Origin of the sequence: Shewanella sp. HL-SH5 (genome assembly GCF_051163755.1) — a bacterium.
Classification (GTDB): domain Bacteria; phylum Pseudomonadota; class Gammaproteobacteria; order Enterobacterales; family Shewanellaceae; genus Shewanella; species Shewanella glacialimarina.
Genome location: NZ_CP195038.1, coordinates 661,065 through 673,158 on the forward strand (window position 1 = coordinate 661,065; position 12,094 = coordinate 673,158).

General features: G+C 40.3%; 12 protein-coding genes. 8 read left to right on the top strand and 4 right to left on the bottom strand.

All coding sequences use genetic code 11. The features are described 5' to 3' along the window. The first annotated feature begins 10 nt into the window (after positions 1 to 10). The 8 genes from gcvH (at position 11) to ACRWQM_RS02795 (ending at position 8,741) form a co-directional block, all read left to right on the top strand. Entirely contained in the window at positions 11 to 400 is a 390-nt protein-coding gene (gene gcvH, locus ACRWQM_RS02760) for a glycine cleavage system protein GcvH (RefSeq protein ID WP_434931192.1), read from the top strand. Positions 401 to 600: 200 nt separating this feature from the next. Further along, positions 601 to 3,489 (top strand): aminomethyl-transferring glycine dehydrogenase, encoded by a 2,889-nt coding sequence (gcvP, locus tag ACRWQM_RS02765; RefSeq protein ID WP_434931193.1) that lies wholly within the window; start codon positions 601 to 603, stop codon positions 3,487 to 3,489. Between the two features lie 587 nt (positions 3,490 to 4,076). Beyond that, a complete protein-coding gene (locus ACRWQM_RS02770) occupies positions 4,077 to 5,000 on the top strand; it encodes a hypothetical protein (protein WP_434931194.1) in 924 nt (307 codons plus the stop codon). After that, positions 5,000 to 5,278, top strand: a complete 279-nt coding sequence (locus tag ACRWQM_RS02775; RefSeq protein WP_434931195.1) for a hypothetical protein — start codon at positions 5,000 to 5,002, stop codon at positions 5,276 to 5,278. Before ACRWQM_RS02770 ends, ACRWQM_RS02775 begins: the two co-directional genes overlap by 1 nt. 195 nt (positions 5,279 to 5,473) lie before the next feature. Continuing rightward, the gene (locus ACRWQM_RS02780) at positions 5,474 to 6,148 is read left to right on the top strand and encodes a hypothetical protein (protein WP_434931196.1); all 675 of its coding nucleotides are present in this window, start codon (positions 5,474 to 5,476) and stop codon (positions 6,146 to 6,148) included. Positions 6,149 to 6,706: 558 nt separating this feature from the next. Then, entirely contained in the window at positions 6,707 to 6,841 is a 135-nt protein-coding gene (locus ACRWQM_RS02785) for a hypothetical protein (protein WP_434927115.1), read from the top strand. A gap of 77 nt (positions 6,842 to 6,918) precedes the next feature. After that, positions 6,919 to 8,166: a B12-binding domain-containing radical SAM protein gene (locus ACRWQM_RS02790; protein WP_434931197.1), complete on the top strand. Its 1,248-nt coding sequence runs from the start codon at positions 6,919 to 6,921 to the stop codon at positions 8,164 to 8,166. After that, the gene (locus ACRWQM_RS02795) at positions 8,166 to 8,741 is read left to right on the top strand and encodes a dTMP kinase (protein WP_434931198.1); all 576 of its coding nucleotides are present in this window, start codon (positions 8,166 to 8,168) and stop codon (positions 8,739 to 8,741) included. Before ACRWQM_RS02790 ends, ACRWQM_RS02795 begins: the two co-directional genes overlap by 1 nt. 195 nt (positions 8,742 to 8,936) lie before the next feature. Here the strand turns inward: ACRWQM_RS02795 and ACRWQM_RS02800 are convergent, their stop codons facing one another. The 4 genes from ACRWQM_RS02800 to ACRWQM_RS02815 all read right to left on the bottom strand — a co-directional run bounded on the left by ACRWQM_RS02800 (position 8,937) and on the right by ACRWQM_RS02815 (position 12,025). Beyond that, positions 8,937 to 9,467: a hypothetical protein gene (locus tag ACRWQM_RS02800; protein WP_434931199.1), complete on the bottom strand. Its 531-nt coding sequence runs from the start codon at positions 9,465 to 9,467 to the stop codon at positions 8,937 to 8,939. A gap of 93 nt (positions 9,468 to 9,560) precedes the next feature. Then, entirely contained in the window at positions 9,561 to 10,652 is a 1,092-nt protein-coding gene (locus ACRWQM_RS02805) for a M35 family metallo-endopeptidase (RefSeq protein ID WP_434931200.1), read from the bottom strand. A 120-nt stretch (positions 10,653 to 10,772) separates the two neighbouring features. Continuing rightward, on the bottom strand, positions 10,773 to 11,060 hold the full coding sequence (locus tag ACRWQM_RS02810; RefSeq protein WP_434931201.1) for a transposase: 288 nt from the start codon (positions 11,058 to 11,060) through the stop codon (positions 10,773 to 10,775). A 161-nt stretch (positions 11,061 to 11,221) separates the two neighbouring features. After that, positions 11,222 to 12,025, bottom strand: a complete 804-nt coding sequence (locus tag ACRWQM_RS02815; RefSeq protein ID WP_434931202.1) for a DUF5694 domain-containing protein — start codon at positions 12,023 to 12,025, stop codon at positions 11,222 to 11,224. Positions 12,026 to 12,094 lie beyond the last annotated feature (69 nt).

Consider the following 12,094-nt stretch of genomic DNA (forward strand, 5'->3'; position numbering starts at 1 on the left):
GATAACAACAATGAGCAATATTCCAGCAGATTTGAAATACGCCTCTTCACACGAGTGGATCCGTCTTGAAACCGATGGTAGCTACACAGTAGGTATTACTGAACATGCTCAAGAGCTTTTAGGTGACATGGTATTCGTTGAATTACCAGAAGTGGGCGACACAGTTACTGCAGGTGAAGATTGTGCAGTAGCAGAATCTGTTAAAGCCGCATCAGATATCTATGCACCTATTTCAGGTGAAGTGATTGCTATAAATGAATCATTAGAAGATTCACCGGAATTAGTTAACGGTGACGCATTTGGCGAAGGTTGGTTCTTCCGCGTAATGCCATCTGACGCGTCAGAAGTTGACGGCTTATTAGATGCTGAAGGCTATCAAGAAGTTATCGACGAAGAGTAAATCTTGTCGACACTGAGAAGCTCCCTCGGGAGCTTCTTTGTTTTGTGTTACTTAATAGGCCTGGTAAATAATATCAGCAAAATGAGCCTTTTTTGATGATAACGGCGTATTAGACTGTTGTTACACATACCACTATTTTACACATACCCAGTTACTGTGCCCTACAGCTCAAAACTGGCATTTTTGGAACAAGGTTAACCATGACCAAGCAAACTCTTACACAATTAGAACAGCACGAATTATTTCTAACTCGTCACATTGGTCCTAGTGCAGCTCAACAACAAGAAATGTTGAACTTTGTGGGCGCGGAGTCTTTAGAAGACTTAACCGCACAAACTGTGCCGGGAAAAATTCGTTTACCCCAAGATCTCACCATAGGTGATTCTTGTGGCGAAGCTGAAGGTATTAGCTACATCCGTGACATTGCCGATCAAAATAAAGTATTCAAAAGCTATATCGGTATGGGTTACTACGGCGTACAAGTGCCTAATGTTATTTTGCGTAACGTGTTTGAAAATCCAGGTTGGTACACAGCTTACACCCCTTACCAGCCAGAAATCGCCCAGGGTCGTTTAGAAGCTATTCTTAACTTCCAACAAGTGTCGATGGACTTAACCGGTCTTGATTTAGCCTCAGCTTCATTACTTGATGAAGCCACCGCAGCGGCAGAGGCTATGGCATTAGCCAAGCGTGTGTCTAAAGCGAAAAAAGCTAACATATTCTTCGTTGCCGATGACGTATTCCCACAAACATTAGACGTAGTCAAAACCCGTGCTGAATGTTTTGGTTTTGAAGTGGTAGTAGGACCAGCATCAGAGGCCGTTAACTACGAGCTATTTGGCGCCTTATTCCAATACACCAACCGCCATGGTCAAATTAGCGATTATTCTGAGCTATTTACCACATTACGTGACAACAAAGTGATCGTTACCGTCGCGACTGACATCATGTCATTAGTGCTATTAAAGTCACCAGGTTCAATGGGTGCAGACGTCGTATTTGGTAGTGCACAACGTTTTGGCGTACCAATGGGATACGGCGGACCACACGCAGCCTTCTTCGTTGCCCGTGACGAGCACAAACGCTCAATGCCAGGTCGAATCATTGGTGTGTCTAAAGACACCCGTGGCAACCCAGCACTGCGTATGGCGATGCAAACGCGCGAGCAACATATTCGCCGCGAAAAAGCCAACTCAAACATTTGTACTGCGCAAATCTTGCTAGCCAACATGGCATCGTTTTATGCTGTATTCCACGGCCCACAAGGCTTAAAAACCATTGCGTCACGCATTAACCGTTTTGCTGACATTCTTGCAGCAGGCTTACAAGCTAAAGGCTTAAGCCTAGTGAACAACACTTGGTTTGATACTATCAGTGTTAAAGGCGCAGATGTTGCCGCCATTAATGCCCGCGCGATTGCAGCAAGTATTAACTTGCGTATCGACGCCGACGGCGTGTTTGGTGTCAGCTTAGATGAAACCACAGTACGTAAAGATGTTACTGCATTATTTGATGTGATTTTAGGCGCAGGTCACGGCTTAGATGTTGCGGCATTAGATGCGCAAATCGTGGCTAACGGTAGCCAATCAATTCCTGTAGCGTTAGTGCGTCAAGATGCTATTTTGACTCACCCAACGTTTAATCGCTACCAAAGCGAAACGGAAATGATGCGTTATATTAAGCGTCTAGAAAATAAAGACTTAGCGTTAAACCACTCAATGATCTCGTTAGGTTCATGCACCATGAAGCTAAACGCGGCAGTAGAAATGCTACCGGTAAGCTGGCCAGAATTTGCTAACATGCACCCATTCTGCCCACTAGACCAGGCACAGGGTTACACTAAGTTAATCAATGAATTATCTGAGTATCTAGTTAAAATCACTGGCTACGACGAAGTGTGTATTCAGCCTAACTCAGGTGCCCAAGGTGAGTACGCAGGTTTATTAGCGATTAAAAAATATCACGAGTCTCGCGGCGACGCGCACCGCGATATCTGTTTAATCCCGCAATCAGCACACGGTACTAACCCAGCATCGGCACAACTTGCCGGTATGAAAGTCGTTGTTACCGCCTGTGATAAAGAAGGTAACGTTGATTTAGCAGATTTACGTGCTAAAGCATCAGAGTTAGCAGACAGCCTGTCATGCATCATGATCACTTACCCATCTACCCACGGTGTATATGAAGAATCAATTCGTGAAGTGTGTGACATAGTGCACGAGTTTGGTGGCCAGGTTTACTTAGATGGCGCTAACATGAACGCCCAGGTTGGCTTAACATCTCCAGGCTTTATCGGTGCAGACGTATCGCATTTAAACCTACACAAAACCTTTGCTATCCCGCACGGCGGCGGTGGTCCAGGTATGGGCCCAATTGGTGTTAAAGCTCACCTTGCGCCATTTGTGGCAGGCCACGTAGTGATTAAGCCAGGCCGTGTAAGCGACCACAACGGCGCCGTTTCTGCAGCACCTTATGGTAGCGCAAGTATTCTACCTATCAGCTGGATGTACATTAAGCTTTTAGGCACTAAGGGTATTAAGCAATCAACCCAAACAGCGCTATTGAATGCTAACTACGTGATGAAGAAGCTTGCCCCTCATTACCCAGTATTATTTACTGGCCGTAATGACCGCGTCGCGCACGAATGTATTATTGATTTACGTCCACTAAAAGAAACCTCAGGCGTGACTGAAATGGACATTGCTAAGCGTCTAAACGACTACGGTTTCCATTCACCAACCATGAGCTTCCCGGTAGCGGGAACCTTAATGATTGAGCCAACGGAATCTGAATCTAAAGTTGAATTAGATCGCTTTGTAGAAGCCATGATCTCTATTCGTAGCGAAATCGCTAAAGTAGAAGCAGGTGAGTGGCCAGTAGACAATAACCCATTACACAATGCACCACACACAATGGCCGACATTATGGACAGCGAGTTTGACTCACGTCCGTACAGTCGCGAAGTGGCCGTGTTCCCAACAGCATCAGTTAAGGCTAACAAGTTCTGGCCAACGGTAAACCGTATTGACGATGTTTACGGGGATCGTAATTTGATGTGTTCTTGCGCACCAATGGAAGATTATCAGTAAATGATAATGGCTACTTGGCCTCGATAATACGGCTTCAGTTTAAGGTTTTTACTGCTCATTGACACCAGTCAACTCTGCGGTAAAAACCTCAAACTTCATTGTCTTCTCATCGGCAGTAACGCAATTATGGTCGTAGTAGGCCAAACGTCATTCCGGCAATGCTTCTGAGCCGGAATCTAAAGCATTAAAAATCGACCTTACGGTCGATTTTTTGTTTGTCTCACACCAGAAAAGTTCTAAACACACCTCATGGCGGTAATGTTTATTTACGTCATTCCGGTAATGCTTTTGAGCCGGAATCCAGCTTTATTCTTTTACATTGACACCAGTCAACTCGGAGGCGAAAACCTCAAACATCATTCTCTTATCGTCGCCAATCACGCAATTATGGTGGCAGTGGGCTTCGTTCAATGATCCGAATAAAAGCAATAAAAAAGCGAATAGTGCGGTTCGCTTTTTTATTGGATGAAATAAAGGTAGATGCGAAATGCTTTAATCTAACCTGCTAATATAAATAAGTTATTTAAATTTATATTGAACTTTGTTAATGTGATGCCGTTTTTTTAGATAATAATTCAAGGGTTAGGATGGAATCTACATTTAAAAGTTCAGAACATGATCATCAAGGGATCTCTGAAGCACTCGATATTGAAAATAATACAGCTACTGTCATTTCAGATGGCAGCTTACATCCTAAATCTGAATTATCGAATTTAGAATTGATGGAGTTATGGAGGCGTAATCTACACCACCTACTTCAACAATTGGGTTTAAAATCTAGTGATGACATGCTGGTTAGCGAACTTAAAGATATCAATTCCGAGATAATCGAAAAGCTACATTATCTTAAGAAAACAGATGAACAGCTCAAGCTTGACAGCGATTTTACTTTATCGAACTTGGGGTTTGAAAAATATAAGTCCGCTCATTTATTAGTTGTAAATTTTTTTACAGAACTTTATAAACAAAAAAAAGCTGAAGAAGAGAGGGCTTCGGCAAAATTTTATTTCTTCTCTCGTGCCAAGCATGTCTCGCAACAAAAAAAGACGATCCCTTGGTTCTATGCGCTTTCCCACTCGATATTACTAATTGTTAGCTGTTTAATATTAGCTGTTGTAGCGTTAAGTTTATTTATATTAACTCAACAAAATTTAATCGTAATATTTTTAGTTTTTGTTTCTGTTATTCATATTTTTTCTATCGCTATAAAAAAAATAAAAAAATATAAGATATCGGCTAGAACTCCATTGAGATTCTTGGTTAGTTTTCTCAGTATTTGCTCCCAAAATGTTGTTTTGTACGCAACGTTTTTTATAGTTGTTCCTTCTGTAATTGTATTTGATATTAAGCCTTACTGGCTCGATGATTTTATAATTATAGGATTGGCAATTTTTTCATTTGTTATTTGGGAGCACTCTCGTGAGACTAGTAAACCTAAAGTTAGTTCTGATAACAAAAAAGTAGTGCTGAATGATACTGCAAATTGTGCAGATGCAAAGGTGAAAACATAATGCACCGAATAATAATTTTACTATCACTTTTACTTTTTTGCCATTCAGTTTCGGCATTAGATATCGATATAACTGAAGCATGTAAAGAAAAGAAAGAGCAACAAAATGCCATGTTTGGCAAAATGTCGACATCTTACTCTGAAGCTTTTTTGTCCGGTCAATGTATTGGTTTTGAAAAAATCAACGTTCGCTATAGTCGCTACGAGATAATCTACCTTGATAGCTTTGAAGATTTACCTAATGCTTGCTCTGAGTTTGTGGAAAAAAAGAAGCTTTAGTTCCCTTTTTGAGTACCTCATTATCCGAAGCCACACTAGCAGGAATGTGTGTTGGGGCCATCTATAAAGTCTCGACAATATGCAATAAGGCTTATGGAGTCAGGTATCTAGATATTGCTAAAGGGATTGTTGGCCTCAGTGCTGAGGATGCGGTAAATCGTATTGGTTACCATTTTGGTTGTAACGAGTATCAATATGGCCAGTAAAGGTAACAGTATCGCAGCGGTAGCATCACGTGCGCTTGGAGTGGAACGAAAACTTCTTCCTGAGCGTTTGCGTGATCGCCTTAATTATTATGTTAAAAATGAAAGTCTTAAAAATAGGCTATTAAGTGAGCCAGATTTTAACTCTGAGGCTAATAAATATACCCCACGTCCAATTCGTACTGGGAGTTGTAAATTCGTTAGAAATCTAGTCGTACTAGATACTTTGTTTAATGATTATGGAATTGTGACCAAGTGTCTCAATGATGATGTACCTAGTAAAGAAGCACTAGGGCAATTTTTTGCTGAGTGGCGGGCTAAAAAAATGCTTTATCAAGCATTAGAGTCAAACTTGCCTGCGTTAGAGGCATTTTTTACCAGAGATAATATCGACTGGGAACAGGATGAAGTACCTTATCCATTTAGTGATGGTGATTACAGCTCGGTAGATTTAATTACTAAAGTGATTATGGCTGACAATAATCCCTCTCCATATGATTGTGCAATTAAAGCAGTAATAACAAATCAGTTTGAGCAGCTAGGCCAGATTTTAGACCATTCACCAGAGCATTTTGTTAGTGTTGAAGGGCAATGGTTAGTGCAACTTTATCAAGCTAAATGCAAAGAGTATAAGGATTTTTACGAATTACTAAATAAATACAATTAAGGTCTTTTTTGTGAAACTCACAGTTTGATACTTGTTCCTGAAGTCAGCGCAGAGTGTGCTGACTAACAGGAGAAGATTATGTATCAACTAATTTTGTTTTATTTGCTTAATGCAAAACATTTAAGTCCCACTGATAAAGCCTTAAAGCACCAATTAACATCTAAGTTCAACTCAGCTAGTAAACCAGCGAGAGGAACGAATGATGCTTAAGTCGCTAAAAAAGAATCTTACAAATGTTCCCACTGCTTATGAAACTAATCCTAACTCTTCATTAAGTAACCTTTCTAGGTCATTACTTAAAAGGCATCGAGAGCTCATCACACAACTAACCATTGGCGAGCATCCACAAGCGCTTGGAGCAAAAAAATTCGTTGTCTACCTAATCTATATCGTATGCGTATGGGACGAAGTTACCGCATGCTTATTGGTTTTAATGGGAAGGAATGGATTTCATTAGGGCTGTATCCCCGTCAGTATTTTACCACCTTAATCAATAGACGAAGGCGCTAATCATTCTGGTTGCGTAACTCAATTAAGTTAATGAAAAAGGAAATTGAAATGTCTAAAAAAATTAAGCCTCAAGATAATGCTGCTAATCAAAAAAATGCTAACAAAGGTACTGATGGTACTAACCGTCAATACGATCAAGCACAAGGTAATCGTGGTAAGCAAAAGCAGCAGAATAACAAGTAAATCTAAATATTCGTAAATAGGAGAAGTGCTCATCTCAGCAGTGAGCACTTCAATGTTAAAGATGGAATTTTACAGAAATGAATAAAATTAAACGTGCATTATTAGTTACTTTTGACTTTACCCAGCGTGGAAAAAGTGGAACAGGCTTTGCCGCAGGTAGTTTACTATCAGCGTGTCGAAGTCATGCTGATTATAACAATAAGTTTACAATCGAGCATTTAGCCATACCTATGACAGATGTCGCTAAAGAGCAATTATCCATAATTGAAATAGTTGATTCGATTAATAAAGTAACTCCTTTAGTGCAACTAGATCGTTTAGCGTTAGCTTGCTATGTATGGAGTTCTGATCTTATTGAACCCATCATTAAACTTTGTAGAGAAAAAGGGTTTAAAGGAAAAATCATTCTTGGTGGTTATCAAATAAATAAGAAAACCTGCCGCCAATTATACCCAAGTGGTGACTTTTATATTCCAGGCTATGGTGAAGCAGCGTTACCGGAATCTATATTGAATGATGCCGCAATAACAAGTCAGATCATTGAGAAAACCGTAAACTTTGAGACTTTAGCATCACCTTATTTAGATGGAACAATATCGCTTAAATTTGGGCAGAAAATGATCCATTGGGAAACTCGACGAGGCTGTGTTTATAAATGTAATTTCTGCGCTCATCGGGACTTAAAAGATAAAGGCGTTCACTTACTTGGAATTGAGAAAATAAAAGCTGAGTTAGATTTATTTAAAATAAAAGGGGTAAAAAAAATCAACATTCTTGATCCTATTTTTAATAATGAACCTAATCATATTGAAATTCTTAACTATGCAATAAAAATAAAATTAACGGCTTTATTGTCATTACAGGTTCGTTTTGAGCGGATAACTAATGATTTTCTAGCACTTTGCGCTCAACTAAATGTTCATTTGGAGTTCGGCTTACAAACCGCAGATAAAGAAGAATCCCAGATTATTGAAAGGGCAAACAATATGAATAGAGTTGATCAAAATATTAAGTTACTTCAGCAATGGAAGCAGTCTTTTGAGGTAAGTCTTATTTATGGGTTGCCCGGTCAAACTCTCGAAAGTTTTAAGCAAAGTATTGCATATTTACAGCAGAGAAATATCAGTAACATTAAGGCTTTTCCTTTGATGTTACTCGAAGGAACAAAACTCGCTGAAAATAAGAACCGTCATAGTATTGTTGAAGAGATCATCGATGATAGCGGCATTCCTCATGTAGTTGAGTGTGATAGCTTTACCCGCGCAGAGTGGATGTTGATGCGTTCTTACGCCAACGACTTAATGATATCTAAGGTGGCATCATAATGTTTATTGTAATAGAAGGACTTGATGGTGTAGGTAAATCAACAATAGCTAAAGCATTGGCTGTAGAAATGGGTGCTGTGTTTCTTACTACGCCAGGCGATAAGTTTAGTAACATACGTAATGAGTTAGAGTTGATATATAAAGACAGCGTTCAAGCTCGGCAGCTATTTTATATGTCCACGGTAGTCTCGGTTGCTGATGATATCCGTGAACTCATTTCAAAAGGGAAAACGGTTATCGTTGATAGGTATTGGTTATCTACACAGGTGTATCACCATTGGAAAAGCGAAGGTAACAACTTTAAGCTTTTGGATATTAAAGAGAGTTTATTGGTTCCAGATGTGACGATCTATCTTGAATTACCATTAGCGCAAAGAGAAAGCCGCCTAGCTAAGCGAAAAAGTTCAAATTCAGAAGATAATTTAACACTTTCAAAAGCAGCAGATGACGAGTTGCGTTATCTATATTCAGAGTATTCTAAGGATGATATAACAGGCTGTTTTTTGGCTGTTAATGCAGATGATACAGTGGAACACCTTGTTAAGCATATCTGTATACTTCTTACTAACAGATAGACCATATGGGTATAAATGAACTCGATGTCACGTTGAATATGTGCATTAATGGGAGTGACAATTTAGAGGCATTTAGATACAAATTATTTTGTATCCATGGCATTTACTCGTGATAATTCTTCATATTATGACCAATTTATTACACCATTACAGACAGACTCTAACCCATTGATACTCTGGTTCCGATTCCCCCACTTATTGCTTGAAATAGTCAATTTCAAGCATGTGTGTGTTGCATTGAATCTTATCGGGGTGCTGCTCAATTGTGCTTAAGGCCGGTAAGTTAGTGGGTAGAGTTTCTAATAATATGGGGGAAATGGTGATTTGGTATTTGCCTGATGTCAGCATATAGGCTTGCGTTAAATCTAAGTCGACAGTTAAAGTCTGCATTGGTTTTAGCTGGATAAAATCATCACTTTGCGGTTTGCCTCGCTTGGCTAGGGCTCCTTGGTATTCGAGTGTTACTTCACCGCGGGTTAGTGTCATAAATTTACTAAACCAAGCATCAAAGGGGGTATTCCAACTCAGAAATTGCCAGCTGTTGGTCCCAGTATTGCGCACTGTAAATTGTAACTGTCCAATTTGGGACGTGGTAGTAAGTTCACATTTAACCGGTTCGATCATGTCACTATGTCCTTGAGTGTTGTGGCTAAAAATCAACATACTGGTTAATAGCATATACGTCAGCAAAGGACGAAATTGAAGCGGTTGAGATACTCTGATCATGAAAAAGCCATCGATATTGAATCTGTGTGGTCATTATAGTCAAAAAGGGCGGAGAAACTCCGCCCTTTTTGGAAAGGCTAGTAATAAAGCCTATTAGTTTTGGAATGGGGTGTTTTCAGCAAAATATTCATGACTGTCGGCATTTTGAATCGCTTGAGCCGGATCACTAATGGCTAATGACTTAGCACCAGCGTGGCCATAAACCACGTCATCCGTTCCTGCTACTATGTTGAAATGGCTGACTTCATGAACAATAGTACCGCCCTTTGAATCTGTCCCCGTTGTTGGTGCAGACCAGAATGCATTACACATGTAAATTTTATAAGGTTGTGTCGGGTAGACATAAGCAAAGTAACTTTTCTTACAGCTACAATCGAACGTTAGTGCTTCATTGTTTAAGCTGCTATCGATTTTGCTAAAGTTACTAGTGACCGTATTCCATCTGCTAGCATCGTAGTTACCAAACCAGGTGTTGTAACGCACTGAACCTGCTTTATCATTGGTACCTTGAAGGTAAGATTTACTGTTGGCAGCCATGGATTTTGCCGCAGCTAAGCCTGATAAAATATCAGTTTGTTGCGTGTTGCTACAGCGACCCGTAAAGCTAATGCCTCCCGGTGTTGTACCTCCACCATCGCCCGTTCCCGGTTTACCTTTGCTCATACCGCCTTTGAATTCACGACCTTCAACATAAAAATTAACTTCATTTGAGTTAATGCCATCAATGCCTAAACGCGCTAACTTCTTTTCTTGGCCAGGGTTAGGGGCAAACAGTTGCATGGAGCTAACGTTATAGCTGATGTCATAGTTACCAGTTTCAGACATGTCATAAATGGATGATAACTCCACATCATAAGATACGCTTTCACCCGACTTTAACTTGATGTAGTCATTTTTACTCGGAGCAGGACGCTTATAGTGTGCGCCCAAATAGTGACGTTCTTCGCCATCAACTACCACTTTGAATAGCGATTCTTCAACACCATCAGCAGCGGTATACCATTTGAGAATTTTGACGGGTACTTTTTCATCGTTAGTTAATGTTACACGTACCATGACATCTTCGCTTGCTTGATAATCTTGTTTACTCATTTCTAAGCTTGCACGTATACCGTCGGCTAGCGCACTTGTGCTACATAGTGCCAATGCTAAGGTCAGAGCAGATAGCTTGCTTGTTTTGTTCATTAAAGTCGTCCTTATGATGTTATTTTTATGTTGCAACTTTGTTTCGGTTTCGATTTTATGCCTAATTTATCGTTTACAGCAACTAAAATAAGTGGGGTCAGATGAGTAAACTTTATTCTATTACCTTAAAAGGGCGCCCCATTTTCTTTGGATGGATACTTTTCCCGTTAGTTTTTCTATTTGATCTTGGAATGTGTCGTTGCCGAACACCATGCCTTTATTGGTTGCTTGACGAATATCGCTAATCATTTTTGCGTTTAAATGATGATGAAATAAAGCTCGATAAGATGTTTGCCTTGCTTGAGGATTTTGGCTTATTGACAGGTAAATTTGATGTGGAGTACAAAGCTGGAAGGTTTTACCTAGAGCATTGATTTGATAGCTCGACCATATATTCGGCAGGGTCATTAACCATTTGCAAAGTGACTTGAGTTAAAGAGTATAGCTGGCCATTTTAAGTTTATTCTGACACCCGATATTCTGTTAGGGTACGCACTCAAACAAAGAACCGCAGCATTGCCCAACCAGGTCAAAAACACAGCAACTTGGTTGAGCAGAACACGTGAATATTATAAAAAATTGTCAACAGACACAGCTTTGCGCTGAGTGTCATTGGCCAGAAAATCTTTGATAACAGCAATATGGCCTTGCCCAGCAATCACCAAAACTCGCTTACCCGGGCTGGCCGCTAGTTGAATGTTGGCATACATGCGAAAGTTTCTGTGCCACCAACTTGCCGAAGCATCTGCGCCAACAAAGTTATCCCCAGCACCCACTTCATTGCTGAGTAAGTAAATGGATTGATTCAGCCGATATTGTTGTTCTGAATTCATCGCACGCAACACGCCAGCCAGGCTCAATGTCTGATGCATTTCGTTACTTTGGGCAGTAACCTCTGCAATCAAGGTATCAAAAGCCGCTTGAATGGCCGGTGCCTTTGTTGGCATTTGTTCAAACAGCTGCTCGGCATTCCAATGTATTTCCTGCTCGTCGAAGCAGCGTACGGCGCTACCGCCTGCGGCTTTAGCCACCCTGAATCCGAGTTGATAACTCTCATTCACTGGCAGTGTAAACTCGCCTTTTAAATACTGTTGATACTGCTCATTTAGTTTGCCCTGAGAGCCTACAGCACACTCCAGCAAAACATCCGTCGGGGCAAAATCCTTTGCCATTTTTTGGCTAAAGTCTCGTAAGTACAGCTGACTGTCAGCAGAGGTAACATCCAGCACTGATGTTTTTACCGTGTCTAAGCCGGGGTTAGTAAAGTGGAAAGTGCCTAGCAACATAATTTGCGCCGGCTCTTCAGCATGAACAGTTTGAGCCCCAATAAACAGTGCGGTTGCCAGACAGATTAAAGCAGATAATTTTTTCATTGAAATAACCTTATGAGTTTTTGAAATTAAACATCAATAAGCGAAAACTATGCCAAATAGTAAGTGATT

Excerpts from the sequence above, each read along its gene's own strand:
- gcvH (WP_434931192.1), top strand. The coding sequence starts at position 11 with ATGAGCAATATTCCAGCAGATTTGAAATACGCCTCTTCACACGAGTGG.
- gcvP (WP_434931193.1), top strand. The coding sequence starts at position 601 with ATGACCAAGCAAACTCTTACACAATTAGAACAGCACGAATTATTTCTA.
- ACRWQM_RS02770 (WP_434931194.1), top strand. The coding sequence starts at position 4,077 with ATGGAATCTACATTTAAAAGTTCAGAACATGATCATCAAGGGATCTCT.
- ACRWQM_RS02775 (WP_434931195.1), top strand. The coding sequence starts at position 5,000 with ATGCACCGAATAATAATTTTACTATCACTTTTACTTTTTTGCCATTCA.
- ACRWQM_RS02780 (WP_434931196.1), top strand. The coding sequence starts at position 5,474 with ATGGCCAGTAAAGGTAACAGTATCGCAGCGGTAGCATCACGTGCGCTT.
- ACRWQM_RS02785 (WP_434927115.1), top strand. The coding sequence starts at position 6,707 with ATGTCTAAAAAAATTAAGCCTCAAGATAATGCTGCTAATCAAAAAAAT.
- ACRWQM_RS02790 (WP_434931197.1), top strand. The coding sequence starts at position 6,919 with ATGAATAAAATTAAACGTGCATTATTAGTTACTTTTGACTTTACCCAG.
- ACRWQM_RS02795 (WP_434931198.1), top strand. The coding sequence starts at position 8,166 with ATGTTTATTGTAATAGAAGGACTTGATGGTGTAGGTAAATCAACAATA.
- ACRWQM_RS02800 (WP_434931199.1), bottom strand. The coding sequence starts at position 9,467 with ATGATCAGAGTATCTCAACCGCTTCAATTTCGTCCTTTGCTGACGTAT.
- ACRWQM_RS02805 (WP_434931200.1), bottom strand. The coding sequence starts at position 10,652 with ATGAACAAAACAAGCAAGCTATCTGCTCTGACCTTAGCATTGGCACTA.
- ACRWQM_RS02810 (WP_434931201.1), bottom strand. The coding sequence starts at position 11,060 with ATGACCCTGCCGAATATATGGTCGAGCTATCAAATCAATGCTCTAGGT.
- ACRWQM_RS02815 (WP_434931202.1), bottom strand. The coding sequence starts at position 12,025 with ATGAAAAAATTATCTGCTTTAATCTGTCTGGCAACCGCACTGTTTATT.